We start from the raw sequence: 15,423 nt of genomic DNA, 5'->3' as shown, positions 1-15,423 counted from the left end.
AAAAAGGGAGATTCAATATGGCAAACTCAAAGAAGAAAAAGCAGAAAAAGAAAGACATAATGACCATGTCCCGGTTTCTTCGCGAAAAGAACAAGGTCAATTATGTCTGTTTGGTGTGCAATGAAACGGAAGGGATTCCTTATGATACGGTTCGTTCTTTTGATGCAATGGATCACGGGGACCATCCGATCCCCCTCAGTTTAGCTGTGAAAAGTGTGGAGGAGAGATGTACCCTGAATATTATGAGGGGCTACATGGTCAAGTTTACAGACTCAAGGATGTTTAAAAATAAAGGACCGGGCGCACGCCCGGTTTTTCTTATTCTTCCATATAGACTTATCTTAAGTACCTTTTGAAAATCGGGTTCACTAATACTATACCCCTATAAAATAACCTGAAATGTAAATTTTTTTAATTTTTTTGAAATAACAGGAAGGAAATAGGACGAATTTGTAAAATAAAATAAATATAAAAATACCATCACCAACAGAATTCGCCGGTTCCCTGGTGATGGTATCGCGAGACCTTTCAGAAAGGCCTTACATAATAATACATCAATCTTTTTTATTATTGAAGAAGATAAGGGGCAATTCATCGCTACAAAGGGGGATTTCAAAGTCTAAGCATAATTTTAAACCTTTTTCTTTTGTTGCTACCCTCTATTTTTTAGCTTGCAAATGAAAAAAAGGAGTGAAATTTTATGAAACGACTCTTCTCTTTGGTTTTAATGATGCTCATGATATGTAGCTTTGGCGCCTTTCCTGTCTTTGCAAACAATTCTCCTCAAACAGATCCAAATGCCTCTATAATCGATGGACACTTAGATATTAATAAGATACTTCAATCCAAAAAAGTTAAGTTTAAAAAACTGTCACAATCAGAAATTCAAAAAGATAAAAAAGCAAAATCGGTCTATGATGAACTTAAAGCTGGTATGGAGAAAAATGGCCTTACTGTAGAGTCGATTGAAATTTATATGGTTGATCGACCTGCATCCCAAGAAGCTGTAGAACAGGTGATTTGTTCACCAGATCAAGTCACAACAATGGCAAGCTGTGATTACAGTGGGGCTTATGCTTCCTATGCCTCCGCTTCCGGTTATAAAGGCGCGGATAACGGAGGAATGCAACAGCATGTAACATCATATTGGGAAATCTTCGATCCTCCAAGTGGTCATGTTGGAAACTATTACAAAGCTGATTATATGGAAACATGGTGGGAAAGAACATCAACTGCGTATACTGTGAAAAACGCAAGAACTTATCTGGATGTAAGAGCACTTGGATGGTGTGGTTCTGTTGTAAGTGGAACATACACTGGAAACTCAGCTGGAACGCCACAATGGAAAGATAATTATACATCCTATGGCTGGATTTATAATTGGAGTAACAATGGGCTCGCTCCTGTTACTCATTCCTCATCAAACTATATTCAGGTTGTAGCAAAAAGTGATATTTACAAAAACGGGACTAAAATCTTCACTGATCTTACAACACAACAATCACCTGCTGGTCTATAAATGTGTTTTAGTTGAACCTGATGAATGTATCAGAAAAGGGCCAATGGTCCATTTCTGCTTTCTTCCTTGAAATGGTATGATTTATTTTTACCTATATGTGTAGTCTCTAACATACAATAAATGTAAAAGGAGAAAGAGCATGAAGAATATTGGCATGATTTTTTGTTTATTTATACTCCTTGTAACAGGTTGCTCTCCTCTTGGTACAGTTGTAGGTTTAAAGGGAGAGTCAGAATCATGGAAAGTCGAAGGGAAAATTACACTGTATGATAAAAATCTAGAACCAGAGGGGATTGTACTCACTTACCAGAAGGAAGAGCGGCCAATAAAGATAAAAGACGTCGAAGTTTCTTTCCCTGATGAATCGAACCTAAACAAAAAAGTTCACTATGATGATGGTATGGAATTAAAGGATAAAAATTACACTGTTCATTTAGAATCGGGAACATTAAATAAAACGTACAGCCAGGATGAATTAGGGATGTTATTAGATAAAGGATATGTTAAGATCGCTTGGCTAACTCCTGACCAAAAAGAGTTACAAGAGACAATCATGTTTAAAAAGTAAGGGAAATATGCAGATCATTGGAAATTTGTTGGAAGGTAGCACCAGGAGTTGAAAAGATTTTACCGCAGCTCTTCTTCATAATATTCATTATCTCTAACGACATCCTTTTTCTCTCACAATAAAAAACGCACTTTTCCTTTGAGTAGGAGGGTGCGTTTTTTATTGTGTCATGTATGTGGCTATCATTTCTTAATCGACATGAATTGGGCATGCTATTCCTTATTAACATGAATTGGGCATGCTATTCCTTATTAACATGTATTGGGCATGCTATTCCTTATTAAATGGAATACTGCTTCGTTTCAAATCATATGTGGTGCTGCGTCATTCGTGTGGTTGGTCTACGGGAATCAATAGCACAATATAAAATAAGAAAAAAGGGGGAAATAAGAAGATGGTTGTTACAAATCGTATTTTAACTCTTGGCAGGTTTATGCTTCATAAATGTATTTTTGGCAAGTATATGGTTTAAAGTTCTTTTTCTAAGAAAGTAATTGGGTCAAAAATAGAATAATACCCGGTGAATTTATGCTTCATAGTGTGGCAAAGTTATAATCTAAGTCACAATTTTTGAAGCGACCTGGGCTACATTTAAACGGTATGGTATTAAACATAAAGATGGACTAATCACTTATGTAAATCCTGATAAAGTGACAAGTCGCAATCCTGGTTTTTGTTATCTGAAAGCCGGATATAGAAAGATGGATTTACGTAGTAAAAATAAAAACCTATTAGCTTTTCAATGCACGTTTAATGATTTGTTAGCTTCTGAAAGGATAACTGCTGAGTTCTTAATCAAGGAATATGAAGAGGTATACAACTCTCTAAAATACACCTTAAAGCGAAATTTAATAATTAACACCGACAAATATATGGATATGCTTAAAAATATTCGGGCCGCGATGGATTACTACAGCATATATTATCCATCCATTCATGACTGTTCCATTTTTAGTCCATACAGTGAATATCCAGACATGGATGAATGGGGGGAGGGTATGAGTGAATTTTAGGGGAATGTCTCATGGAGCAGGAATGGTCTGAAATGTATTTGGATTAAGCAAGAAATTCTTTCCTCTCACGGACTAAATTTTAAATGATTGAAACAAAAAACCGTCCCAGGCTAGATAACATCTTCCTTGAGACGGTTTTTCATGCTTATATCAACCTAACATTTATTATTTTTTAGGTTCTTCATAGCAATTCATACAATGGCGGTCCTTTTCCTCAACTTCATACTGTGAGAGTTTTGATCCGCATACTTTACATGTTGTTTCCGTTAAAACGATATTCATAGTTCCTTACCCTCAATCTGTTCTTATTTTATCTATACACCAAGTATAGAAATATTATCGGATATTATTATTAAAAAATAATGAAATAGATGTTAAAATATAAAGAATTTTATTAAAGATGAATGATTAATTTGGTAAATCCAGATATTATGTAAATGCCACCACAAGCAGTATGCCCTTCTTATTGTTCATAAAAGACTTCAAAGCCATTGCATTGTGCAATGGCTTTGAAGCTTGTTAATTACCAACAAGGGCGTCAATGTACTTCCCTTGTTGCTCCGTGTACGTATTCATCGTAGCAACCGTGTACGCCATCTGTCTGAGTTTTAATAGCTCGACCATATCCCGGGGTTTAAGGAAATTTTCCTGCTCAGATTGAGTGAAAGTAGGCCTGAAAAACTTAGATAGATGCGGTCTTTTTTCTGCCAAAGAACGCCGGTATTTCGAAAGAGGATCTAAAATGTACTTATCAATGACGTCAGGTTTTAAAATCTGATCAATCGGCAATTTTGAAATAACATCAGATATCGGTGGTTGGGAAGGAACTCCTCCTATGGGCGGCAGCCCGCTTCCTCCTTCTAATCCGCCTGGGACAGTCGGTCCAGCAGGTAAAGGTGGTACGCTACCATTTGTAGGCGGGGGATTGGTTCCTCCTCCTGTATTCCCAGGAGCACCATTTGGATTATCTGATGGAAGGGGGGAGTAGATGGATTATCACCTGTTCCGGGCAAACCGATACCTCCGTTGGACGGCGTTTCAGGTGGGTTAACCGAACCGCTATCTTGAGGTTCATCATGGTCATGGTGCTCATGTCCACGGCCATGTATAGGAGTTGCCAATCCTCGTGGTGAGGATGATGATTCTCTTCTTCCTTCACACCATCATGCCGAGAATGAAGATATTTTTCTTTCTTCACATTCTGTTGCTTCTCTTCATCCTGGTCATGCATTGCATATCGGTTAGATTGCTCGGCATCATTAGGTGGTTTGTGGTACTCTGTTCCATTGACAAGGAAGCTACTCCTAGCTAACTGATCAATTTTTTGTGTGACTTTAATTAGCTCGGTCAGTTCCTTATTAACACCGTTATGTCCTATTTTTGAATCGGTATGGTGCGTATTAAAGGGAGGCACGGTATAGGGCGGTAAAGCAGGAATTGAAAAAGAAAAGTTATGCTTACCCAGTATACTAGCAATGTTTTTTCCCATCCATTGTATTACTTGTTAAAGCATGGGGTTAGCCTCGTCTTCAATCTTCTTTTTATGGATTTTATTCGTTGATGGATTCGTATATTGGACCGCTAACTCCCGCAATCGCACACCTATCTTATACACGTCCTCCGTTGAGCTGTTGCCTAACTGCACCTCCGCCAACTTCGCCTGGAAGTTACTTTGATCAGATGAATTTACTGTCCCGGCATTCGACTTCGTGGACTTGCTGCTTGTATTAGACTTCTGTTTATCCAAGTTATCATTAGACGACAATTGACCAAGTTGTAACAGGGAATATGATATATGGTTCGTCATGGAGTTTAATGCATTCTTATATAGCGGATTGGTTTTTATTTTTAATTCTATATGGTCATCATAAATGGCGAGAAAAGTGGGTTATGTGAGCATAACTAAACTACGAAAAATACAATGGAAGTGATTGCCATTCAAAAGGAAAACCTCCGCTTAAAATTGTTGCCAAGTGTAATCTATGGTAAGCGAACTGGTGCGGTTTCGTTCGTTATGACTGATGGGAAGCCGCATAGGAATCTCAAAACCTATAGCGATATACTTGTTTTGTATAATGGATTCATCCAATTTAAAAAAGATGTGTTTTTTTGGTAAAGAATTACTGTATGGAAGGATATAAGAGAACACGGGATTATTTAAGCTGATTTTTAAGAAAATCAAAGTTAATTAGTTATCAGGCAAGGAGAGAGGATAATAGTGGAAATAATTCATATATTCCAAGTGTGATTATATGTTCTAATTATGATATCATAATTAATATCAACTATGATTCACATGCTGAACAAAATTCAATATCAGGCCTAATTTCGTTCAAAACGAAAGCGGGGGAACCAAGTGTTTTGGGGTTAATCCTAGGTATTAAGACTAGGAGGGATGTGGAAGAATATTTCTCTGCCATCCTACCCGTCAGCTAACCTCGTCGGCTAAGCAGAGAAGATCTAAAGATATCATAATTATGACTACAGACCAGTGCATTGTTTTTCTTTGGAACTTCAGTTCCAAGGAGAAAGTATGCCCTGGTCTATTTGTATTGAAAATCTACATTATTAAAAAAGGGGGGAAATCGATATGAATACTTAAAAATTATCCTTTTTATTCACAGGACTGTTTAAGGTAAGTGTGTTTCTTATAAGGCTCAGACGCAGTACAAACATAGGGCAAAAGAAATAATAATCCGGGAAAGGAAATCTAATTTGACTGAATAAGGAATTACGCAATGCAAATAACAGTGAATTAGAGAATGTTGCTAGAGGTTTTGTAACCATTTAGGTTTAGCAAACAAGTCTTTCTAGTATCATTGACCACCAAAGAACTAACAAAATTATAAAATGTTAGTTCGTTTAAAAAACGTTGATAAATAGAAAAAATATACATTTGTAAAATAAGGTGGGTTCCCCAGTGGACTTGAGTGATTGGATTATCTTGGTTATTGTGGGATTATGTTTTTTAATGATCGGGGGCATCCCTTTAATAGTATCAACTCCAGATGAAGAGGATAACGGTCCGGTAAGAAAAGAAGAAATAACAAAGATACGAGAAGTGAATCACAACTAAATATTATCCAATAATACTTTTATAGACACAGTGCATTAAATTTTGAATACGCTATTTTCTTTGTTTGAGAGCGTAAGGTTAAGCAATTTAAATGTTAACGTTGATTTCTTTCTGAACAATGATAATTTGAACGGTATTACTTTTATATTGTTAGGGTTAAACACCTAAATAAATAATAAAAAAGGTGAATAAAATCCTATTGGTTTTTATGTTACGAATGGTTTGTGAAATATATTTCGTTAAATAAAAAGGGGGAGTTTGATGGTCTTTTATATGTCAATTGGTGTTGTTTTGCTCTTTGTTTTATGGGGAGGGCTGATGCCGGAAAGTTTGGCGAGTGCCGCTAATAGTTTACTTGTCTTTGCAACAAATAAGTTTGGATGGTTTTACCTTATTGCTGCTTTTTCATTTCTAGTTTTTGTGTTATATCTCGCGTTTAGTAAGTACGGACAAATTAAGTTAGGAAAAGATGATGATGAACCAGAGTATTCTAATTTCACCTGGTTTGCCATGCTCTTTAGTGCAGGAATGGGAATCGGTCTGGTCTTCTGGGGCGTTGCGGAACCTCTTAGCCACTACGTAACACCGCCCGTCGGGGAAGGCCAAACGGATGAAGCGGCTCGACTTGCCATGCGGTATTCCTTTTTCCACTGGGGACTTCAACCATGGGGAATTTATACCCTGCTTGCGCTGTCGTTAGCCTATTTCAAATTTCGAAAGGGATATAACGGCCTAATCAGCTTAACATTCCGTCCGTTGTTTGGAGAAAAAGTAAGTGGGCCGCTTGGTAAAAGCATTGACATTCTTGCCATTATCGCAACGGTTTTTGGGGTGGCGACTTCACTTGGCTTAGGGGTACTACAGATTAATGGAGGTCTTTCGCATATTGCGGGAATTAACAGCAATATTGTTAATCAACTAATTATTATTGCTGTAGTTACTGTTCTCTATCTGATTTCCGCGACAACAGGATTAGACCGTGGAATTAAGTATCTAAGTAACGCCAATCTGCTCATTGCTGTGGCGCTGCTTTTGCTTACGATGTTTTTGGGTCCAACTTCATTTTTATTTGATATATTTACCTCTACCCTTGGAAGCTATTTACAAAACCTTATGTCTATGAGTTTGAGAATGACACCTTTTACAGACAGTAAATGGATATCAGGTTGGACGTTGTTTTACTGGGCCTGGTGGATCGCTTGGGCACCGTTTGTTGGTACGTTTATCGCTCGCGTTTCCAAAGGAAGAACGATTCGTGAGTTTGTCCTTGGTGTAATGCTCATCCCAAGTCTTTTTAGTTTTGTTTGGTTTGCTGTATTTGGGGGAACGGCGCTGCACATGGAAATATTTGAGGGAATTAAATTGTCACAGGTAGCAGAAAAGGATGTGACCCTTACCTTATTTGAGATGCTGGAGAATCTCCCGATGGGTATGCTCTTATCGGTTGTAGCTACCCTGTTAATCATTACATTTTTCGTTACTTCAGCGGATTCAGCGACTTTCGTACTTGGTATGCTCTCTTCGAATGGAAAGCTTAATCCTTCAAATAAAGTGAAAGTTACATGGGGGATCCTTCAGGCTACCATCGCATCCGTTTTACTCCTCAGCGGGGGCCTGCAGGGATTGCAGACCGCATCAATTGTCGCCGCGCTTCCTTTTGCTCTTATTATGGTCCTGATGTGTTTTTCTCTCATGAAAGCACTACAAGAAGAAACGAAAATTTATAAAAAAAAGCAGACAAGCGAGAGAAAACTCGAGATGATATTAAATGATTCCAAATGAGGGGGATGAACGGGTCAATGTTTCGATAATCAGACAGGCTCAAAATAGAGACCGTTTATTTCTTTTATATCTCTTAGAAGAAATCGAGACTTTTGTTTATCGTGTGGCTTATTACTTACTTGATGATGAAGATAAAGCGTCAATGGCATCTAAAGAAACTTTGATAGAAATTTACCGAACAATCGACCTGTACAACGAAAAGGAAGATTTCGCAATTTGGGTACAACGAAAGGTGACAGCAGTTTGTATTAAAAAAACTTAAAGCTAAAAAACACCATAAACAAAAAAATCAGTTAGTAAGGTAATGTAATCCAAAAATGGGAAGTTTGAACCTTCAAACAAAGTGGAATTTATATCAGGATCTTTAATGTAAAACTTTCACTTCATGTTCAATAACATGCAGAAAAGGATACAAAAATTTCAGAAGGTATTTTTGTATCCTTTTCCTTGATTTCAAGTATTATGCAATGAGCAAACAAGACTTCGCTCTATTCTTTTCCTATTCTTTTTATAAGTAGGAACGACATACAGCTTAGATTTGTTTTACATAGTGGAGTAGAGTGAATTGTTGTTTACTCTCTTTACCCCTTTCTGAAGATAAGGTCAGAAAGGGGGCTTTTTAAAAAATATTTTAGGAGATGATGTGAAAAACCATGTGTGGAATTTGTGGTGTGATTCGTTTTGACAATGGCAATATTGATGAGAGAATGGTACAAAGAATGCTTCCGGCTATAGAAACGAGAGGCCCGGACGATTTTGGGGTATATGCAGGGGACGGCTTTGGATTTGGCCATCGACGTCTGAGCATTATCGACCTATCAGAAAACGGCCACCAGCCAATGATTGATCAAGAACTGCAGCTTTCCATTGTGTATAACGGAGAAATTTATAACTTTCAGCCATTGCGCGAGGAACTGCGGCAAAAAGGCTATACATTCCATTCTAGCAGTGATACCGAAGTGCTGCTAAAAAGCTACCATGCCTGGGGTGACGACTTTGTAAAAAGATTAAACGGAATGTTTGCTTTTTGTATTCATGATAAGACACGTGGACGCTTTCTATTAGGTCGAGATCGACTTGGGATTAAGCCTCTTTACTATGCAGAAGATGAGCACACCTTTTATTTTGCCTCCAATATGCAAGCTCTCCATGCAACTGGGGTGGTGCACCCTGAGCTCTCTTCTGAGGCTCTCCATTACTATTTAAGTTTTCACGCAGTTGTGCCTGCCCCCTACACTATATTTAAAAATGTTAAGAAGCTGGAACCAGGTACAACAATGAGTATTAGTTCTATGGGGGAAAGAAAAGTTTCTTCCTATTGGGATGTAAAGTTTGAACGCAGAGAAACTCTTTCAGAAGAGGAATGGATTGAACGGGTGCTAGGGGCCTTGTCTACGAGTGTAAAACGCCGTATGGTGAGCGATGTTCCAGTTGGCTCTTTGCTCAGCGGAGGATTGGATTCAAGTCTCATTACAGCGCTAATGGCACAGTGCGAACCGCAATCTCTGTATACGTATTCCATTGGCTTTGAAGACGTGGGAAAAGAAGAAGGAAACGAATTCTATTACAGTGATATCATTGCAAAAGAATTCGGAACAAAACATCAGAAAATTTTCATTGATTCGCGCCGCCTTTTACCTAACATTGAAAAAGCAATTGCTTCCATGTCTGAGCCTATGGTCAGCCATGACACGGTTGCATTTTATCTATTATCACAGGAAGTCAGTCAGGAAACGAAAGTGGTACTCAGCGGACAGGGGGCTGACGAGGTTTTTGCCGGTTATCACTGGTATCCAAAGGTAATGAACGGAACGCGTGATACCGCAGTTGAATATAAGGAAGCTTTTTTTGACCGTACTCACGAGGAAGTGCTAGAGATATTGAATACACGCTACCACGGCCCAGATATATCAGGTCAATTCGTGACTCAGCATTTCATGGCTCCGGGGACTGATGAACCGGTGGATAAAGCGTTACGCCTGGATACGCGTATTATGCTTATTGATGACCCGGTAAAACGCGTGGATAACATGACAATGGCATGGGGGCTTGAAGCACGGGTACCTTTTCTTGATTACGAGCTGGTTGAACTGGCAGCTTCGATTCCACCGGAGCTTAAGATTGCAAGTGGGGGTAAGCATATTCTGAAAAAGGCCGCAGAACGAGTGGTTCCACACGAGGTCATTTACCGTGAAAAGGGATATTTTCCTGTACCTGCTCTTAAATACCTGCGAGATGAATACCTTGATTTCGCACACGATATTTTAAATACGGATAAAGCTAAAAATCGTGGTTTGTACAATCCGGCCTATGTAACTAAATTGCTGGAAGCACCCGAAGAACATATGACGGTACTGGGCGGCAGCAAGCTTTGGCAGCTAACTGTACTTGAGCTATGGCTGCAACACATGGGGTGTTAGCTATGCAATACAGTGAGGAGAGAAAACGGTTTCGATTGGAAAGGCTGACAACACCCTCTCTACAAAGCTGGGGAAAGAATATACCGGGTATAAAAAAAGAAGGAATGAATGAAGAGGTAATGATTCATTGTGGGTGGGGGCGATTGGCTTTTGGCCAGACGTTTGAAGACCATGATAAGTTGATTCAGCTTTTTCTACAAGAGGAATCAGGCCAGCGTGATTTAGCGATTTATGTACAAAATCATCATGTTCTGCTTGCAAAAGCGCCGGACCTTTTATTTGTAGACCCCTCATTGACACTCAGGTTATGGCTGTATAAATACCGTATGCCCAAACGCCGGCATGGCGGCTTTCATATTCGAATGATCAATCAAAAAGACGTGCAGCGTGTAAATGAAATCTATCGCAAGTGCAGACTTGTTGAAGCGAATCCAGACATTATGATACAAAACCAATTCACCCCTATTTTCAATTATTTTGTAGCGGAATGTTCAGAGGATGGGGAGATTATCGGTACCATTACCGGCATCGACCATAAAGCTGCTTTTAATGACCCGGAAAATGGAGCGAGCTTTTGGGCGTTAGCGGTAGATCCTGAGCGGCGTACGAGAGGCGTTGGGCGTGCCCTTGTGCGTGCGGTAGCCGAATACTATCTTACAAGAGGGAGAAGCTATCTCGATTTATCTGTGCTGTACGATAATAAAAAAGCGATTGCCTTGTACAAAGCGCTTGGTTTCGAACAAATTCCGGTATATTCCATTAAAAGAAAAAATCATATTAATGAAGTCTTTTATACAGGAGGACCGCAGCCATGAACATCTATGCGCAAATTTTAATAGATGAGGCCTTAGCTCGGGGCATTCAGGTTGAGGTAGTCGACGAAGAAGCCGGTTTATACAGATTGTGTTACGGCAGCGAATCTGTATTGTGCCGAGAGTCTTTGACAGAAAAGACCTGTGCAACGGCAATGACCATTTGTGATGATAAATCGCTTACTCACCGCATCCTGCACAAAGCAGGATTGCGAGTTCCCAGGCAGATTATCTACAAAGATATGAATCAGGCATTGAACTGTATAAAGGAATGGAGCAGTGTTGTTGTTAAACCGGCCAGTGGTGAGCAGGGACGTGGAATTACGGTTGACCTTCGCACGGAAGAAGAAGTAAAGCAGGGGGTAGAAACCGCACTTCGGCACAGTCACCATATAATTTTGGAAGAATTCGTACAAGGACGTGACATACGAATTATTGTTATTGATTATGAATTTGTAGCTGCGATTGAGCGCAAGCCTGCTTTTATTATGGGAAATGGAAAAGATAGCATTCGTCAACTTATTGAACGAAAAAATGCACATCTTGTTAAAAAAACAAATGGGGAGTCTCAAATTCCCATAACGATGGAAACGGAACGCCTCATTCGTAGGCAAGAACTGGAATGGCATGATATTCTGACAGATGGCCAAACGCTGCAGGTATGTAAAACGGCTAATTATCATACTGGAGGAACCATTACAGATGTTACGGATGAAGTTTCTCCATTTTTGCGGAAGATAGCGGAAGAAGCGAGCCGTGCATTGAATATCCCAGTTGTAGGGCTTGATTTTCTTGTGCCCGATTTCGCAGGGGAAGAGTATGTCATCATTGAAGCAAATGAACGCCCGGGTCTCGCCAATCATGAGCCTCAGCCTACAGCAGAGCGATTTATTGATTTTCTATTTCCGAAAAAAAATAAAAATGGAAAGCAGCTAATCACTCTGGGTTAGCTGCTTTCTTACATTCAATTATCTTTTTTTCTTCATTGATGTTATGTTTGATTCAACATAGACACATAAAAGAGTTAACGTCCATTAAACAGGTTAGGAGATAAAATAGTGAAACAGTTACTTATCATTTTTATTATCAACATTATTTATGTATCATTTTTTACAATTCGCATGATTATGGTGATGAAGGGACAGAAATTATTAGCCTCATTGGTTAGTACAGTAGAGGTTTTTGTTTATTTGATGGGACTTTCACTCGTATTGGATAGTTTAGATAATCCGCTTAACCTGGCTACTTATTGTATTGGTTGGGGTACCGGTGTGTATGTGGGTAGTAAGATTGAAGAGATACTGGCACTTGGCTATGTGACGGTTCAAATTGTACTTGATTCCACACAGAATGATATCAGCATAGTGCTGCGTGAGAAAGGCTATGGCGTAACCAGCTGGGAAGCAAGTGGGAAAGACGGATACCGCCTTGTCATCAATGTACTTGCCAAAAGGAAAAACGAGAGAAAGCTATACGAAACGATCGAAAATCTAGCACCAAAGGCATTTATTGTCTCCTATGAACCGAAGTTTTTCCAGGGTGGTTTTTGGACAAAACGGATTAACAAATAGCGGACGAATAAGAATAGAAGAGTAGAAACAGGATCGATTGATTTGTACTCTCTTCAGTACTTCATGTTCAGTCCTCTATACTGGAACTTTATTCTCAATTGGTTCTAATTCCGACCTACACATATAAATAATATGTTACAATAAATCCGCGAGTTCCCCTCGCACTGGCTCATTATCGTTTTGGCGATTTTGGGCCTTTTTGAATTAAAAGTAGGATCAAATTAGGCAAAAAATGAATGATGTGAAATAGATTCATTTGTGGAGGAGAGTTGAAACTATTGAAAAAAAAGGTTAGTACAAGAACTTTACTCCTTGCTTTGATTTTTACAGGTTGTTTTTTGTTACTCATTAGCAAGCTATGGTGGATTCAAGTTATGAAAACAGATTATCTAGTAAAAGCAAAAGATACATGGGAAAAAAGCAGCGTTATTTATCCTAACCGTGGAACCATTATTGATCGAAACGGAAATCGGTTAGCTTACAATATGAAAGCTTTCACGGTTGTTGCCCGGTTGAAGCCCTACCAACAAGATAGCAGAAATGATAATTATGTACATGATGTTACGGAAACGGCAGCAAAGTTGGCTCCAGTGTTACATATGCCTGTATCTGATTTAATTACGAGATTACAAAGGAATGCAAAGCAAGTCGAGTTGCGTCCTGGAGGATGGAAAATTTCAAAAGAGGTAGCCGATAAGATTATGGCATTGAAATTACCAGGGGTTGGAGTGTATCCTGATACCCGGCGTCTATATCCTAATGGTACTTTTGTTTCGGATTTACTTGGTTTCGTAAACTTGGATGGGAAAGCCCAAATGGGGATAGAGCTAACTCAAGACAAACTGCTGAGAGGAAAGGAAGGGAAGTTTGTCCTACGTACGGATAAGCACGGTAAGCCACTCCCAGATGGAATAGAATCATATAAACCTGCTGTAGATGGTGATACTATAAAATTAACAATCGACAGTCAGATACAAAGTTATGTTGAAAATGCTTTAAACGAAAGTCTTGCAAAGTATACGGCCCACGCCGTAAGTGTAATTGTTACGAATCCTAATACAGGTGAAGTCCTTGCAATTGGCAATCGCCCTTCTTTTAATCCCAATACACCTACTGGTATAAAGAACTTTACAAATTTGGCTGTTGGGATGAACTTTGAGCCAGGATCAACGTTTAAAATTGCTACATTAGCTGCCGCAATTGAGGAGAAAAAGTTTAATGCTAACGAAAAGTACTTATCTGGTATATATAGAGGAGTTAAAGGCCCCCCTATTCGAGATCATAATGAGGGGCGAGGATGGGGGTATATTACGTTTAGAGAAGGCGTAAAGCGTTCGAGTAACGTAGCATTCGTCCTCTTGGGGTACGACAAACTTGGGGAAGCAAAATTATTCTCATATCTCCAGGATTTTGGGTTTGGTAAGAAAACTGGGATCGAACTTCCCGGAGAAGAGAAAGGATCATTCGATCCTTATCGAAAGTATTATCCACGTGATGTTGCTTCCATTACCTTTGGGCAGGGGATATCCGTTACACCAATTCAGCAAGCAGCTGCGGTTGGTGCCATAGCAAATGGGGGTATCCTTATGAAACCCTACGTAATAAAAGAAATAATTAAGCCTAAAACGAATACGATTGTCAAAGAAAAGCATCCACAAATCGTTCGCAGGGTTGTGTCAAAAGATACAACCAAACAGGTACGTGATTTATTATCTGCTGTTGTTAATGAAAAAAGTGGAACCGGACAGCAATTCGCACTTCCTAATTATGAAGTCGCGGGTAAAACAGGGACAGCGCAAAAATATAAGAACGGTCGTTATGCAGCCAATAAATATATTAGCTCCTTTATTGGATTTGCCCCTAAGGATCGGCCTAAAGTTCTGGTCTATGTTGTTGTGGACGAACCTTCGGTGGGAGGGAAGATTATCTCTTCGTCCATTTTTAAGTCAGTAATGGAACAAACTTTACGTTATTTGCACGTGGTACCTATTAGCACAAAGGAAATTATAAAAGACTCGCCGGATACTTTTCTCTTGACTCCTAAACTTTATGGGGTAGACGCAACCCAAGCAAAAAAACTGTCTATACAAGCTGGTCTGTCTCCTCAAATTTTAGGTGAGGGTAAGAAGGTGCTGAATCAATATCCTAAGCCGGGGACACATTTAATGAAGGGAAATTCAGTTTATCTTCTCACTTCTAACATTGGCTGTAAAATGCCTGATTTAACAGGTAAAACGCTCAAAAGTGTGTTAGGTATCGCCTCCTTGCTCGACATAAAGGTTTCTGCTGAGGGAGAAGGTTTTGTAACTAAACAAAATATAAGCAGCGGAAAAATTGTGAAGAAGGGAGCTGGATTAACGGTTACTTTACATCCTAAAAGTACAGAAGAAGGTGAATAGCAACATTTCGCTATTAAATAAGTGAAACGAGCCTTAGAAGTGATTCTACAGGCTTGTTTTTCTTTTAAGATTTTGGCTCTGTTATCGTTTTTTGTTGATTTTTAGCTGAAGCAAAAACCGCTCTTATTATGAGCGGTTAATTGAACTAACGATTCCTGTTAGTGAAATAAATGGTGCTTCGGTAAATCGCTTGTTAAAGGGGTAAACAACACTCAAAATTATTTTATGGGTGAATCCATGCTTGATCATATTAGCGATGCAGT

15 protein-coding genes and 1 riboswitch are annotated in these 15,423 nt (G+C 39.1%); of the genes, 12 read left to right on the top strand and 3 right to left on the bottom strand.

The window, feature by feature from the left end; all coding sequences use genetic code 11:
• The 4 genes from MBEAL2_RS24775 to MBEAL2_RS24760 form a co-directional block, all read left to right on the top strand.
• A partial coding sequence (locus tag MBEAL2_RS24775) for a hypothetical protein (RefSeq protein ID WP_236693011.1) occupies positions 1 to 356 on the top strand: 356 nt, incomplete at its 5' end.
• A 344-nt stretch (positions 357 to 700) separates the two neighbouring features.
• Complete coding sequence (locus tag MBEAL2_RS24770; RefSeq protein ID WP_047154909.1) at positions 701 to 1,519, top strand: hypothetical protein; 819 nt, start codon at positions 701 to 703, stop codon at positions 1,517 to 1,519.
• A gap of 139 nt (positions 1,520 to 1,658) precedes the next feature.
• Complete coding sequence (locus MBEAL2_RS24765; protein WP_047154908.1) at positions 1,659 to 2,087, top strand: hypothetical protein; 429 nt, start codon at positions 1,659 to 1,661, stop codon at positions 2,085 to 2,087.
• 701 nt (positions 2,088 to 2,788) lie between these two features.
• On the top strand, positions 2,789 to 3,100 hold the full coding sequence (locus tag MBEAL2_RS24760) for a hypothetical protein (protein WP_047154907.1): 312 nt from the start codon (positions 2,789 to 2,791) through the stop codon (positions 3,098 to 3,100).
• A gap of 519 nt (positions 3,101 to 3,619) precedes the next feature.
• On the opposite strand, the gene MBEAL2_RS24755 is transcribed toward MBEAL2_RS24760, so the two are convergent.
• The 3 genes from MBEAL2_RS24755 to MBEAL2_RS24745 form a co-directional block, all read right to left on the bottom strand.
• Positions 3,620 to 3,889: a hypothetical protein gene (locus MBEAL2_RS24755; RefSeq protein ID WP_047154906.1), complete on the bottom strand. Its 270-nt coding sequence runs from the start codon at positions 3,887 to 3,889 to the stop codon at positions 3,620 to 3,622.
• Between the two features lie 175 nt (positions 3,890 to 4,064).
• Complete coding sequence (locus MBEAL2_RS24750; protein WP_047154905.1) at positions 4,065 to 4,589, bottom strand: hypothetical protein; 525 nt, start codon at positions 4,587 to 4,589, stop codon at positions 4,065 to 4,067.
• A gap of 15 nt (positions 4,590 to 4,604) precedes the next feature.
• Complete coding sequence (locus MBEAL2_RS24745; protein WP_047154904.1) at positions 4,605 to 4,907, bottom strand: hypothetical protein; 303 nt, start codon at positions 4,905 to 4,907, stop codon at positions 4,605 to 4,607.
• Positions 4,908 to 5,409: 502 nt separating this feature from the next.
• Positions 5,410 to 5,562, top strand: a riboswitch (cyclic di-AMP (ydaO/yuaA leader).
• A gap of 458 nt (positions 5,563 to 6,020) precedes the next feature.
• On the opposite strand from MBEAL2_RS24745, the gene MBEAL2_RS32030 reads away from it, so the two are divergent.
• The 8 genes from MBEAL2_RS32030 (at position 6,021) to MBEAL2_RS24710 (ending at position 15,160) form a co-directional block, all read left to right on the top strand.
• Complete coding sequence (locus tag MBEAL2_RS32030) at positions 6,021 to 6,176, top strand: hypothetical protein (protein WP_161798289.1); 156 nt, start codon at positions 6,021 to 6,023, stop codon at positions 6,174 to 6,176.
• Between the two features lie 261 nt (positions 6,177 to 6,437).
• Entirely contained in the window at positions 6,438 to 7,958 is a 1,521-nt protein-coding gene (locus MBEAL2_RS24735) for a glycine betaine uptake BCCT transporter (RefSeq protein ID WP_047154902.1), read from the top strand.
• A complete protein-coding gene (locus MBEAL2_RS24730) occupies positions 7,945 to 8,220 on the top strand; it encodes a hypothetical protein (RefSeq protein ID WP_052947992.1) in 276 nt (91 codons plus the stop codon). The genes MBEAL2_RS24735 and MBEAL2_RS24730 overlap by 14 nt, the downstream gene beginning before the upstream one ends.
• Positions 8,221 to 8,611: 391 nt before the next feature.
• A complete protein-coding gene (locus MBEAL2_RS24725; RefSeq protein WP_047154901.1) occupies positions 8,612 to 10,378 on the top strand; it encodes an N-acetylglutaminylglutamine amidotransferase in 1,767 nt (588 codons plus the stop codon).
• Between the two features lie 2 nt (positions 10,379 to 10,380).
• A complete protein-coding gene (locus MBEAL2_RS32525) occupies positions 10,381 to 11,193 on the top strand; it encodes a GNAT family N-acetyltransferase (RefSeq protein WP_201780858.1) in 813 nt (270 codons plus the stop codon).
• A complete protein-coding gene (locus MBEAL2_RS32520) occupies positions 11,190 to 12,140 on the top strand; it encodes a sugar-transfer associated ATP-grasp domain-containing protein (RefSeq protein ID WP_201780857.1) in 951 nt (316 codons plus the stop codon). Before MBEAL2_RS32525 ends, MBEAL2_RS32520 begins: the two co-directional genes overlap by 4 nt.
• Positions 12,141 to 12,248: 108 nt before the next feature.
• A complete protein-coding gene (locus MBEAL2_RS24715; protein WP_152667916.1) occupies positions 12,249 to 12,761 on the top strand; it encodes a DUF2179 domain-containing protein in 513 nt (170 codons plus the stop codon).
• Positions 12,762 to 13,039: 278 nt separating this feature from the next.
• Complete coding sequence (locus tag MBEAL2_RS24710; RefSeq protein ID WP_047154899.1) at positions 13,040 to 15,160, top strand: PASTA domain-containing penicillin-binding protein; 2,121 nt, start codon at positions 13,040 to 13,042, stop codon at positions 15,158 to 15,160.
• Positions 15,161 to 15,423: the final 263 nt, after the last annotated feature.

This window comes from Aneurinibacillus tyrosinisolvens (assembly GCF_001015055.1).
Lineage (GTDB): Bacteria > Bacillota > Bacilli > Aneurinibacillales > Aneurinibacillaceae > Aneurinibacillus_A > Aneurinibacillus_A tyrosinisolvens.
Note: the sequence above shows the minus strand (reverse complement) of the source record. Positions and strands in the feature narration are given on the sequence as shown.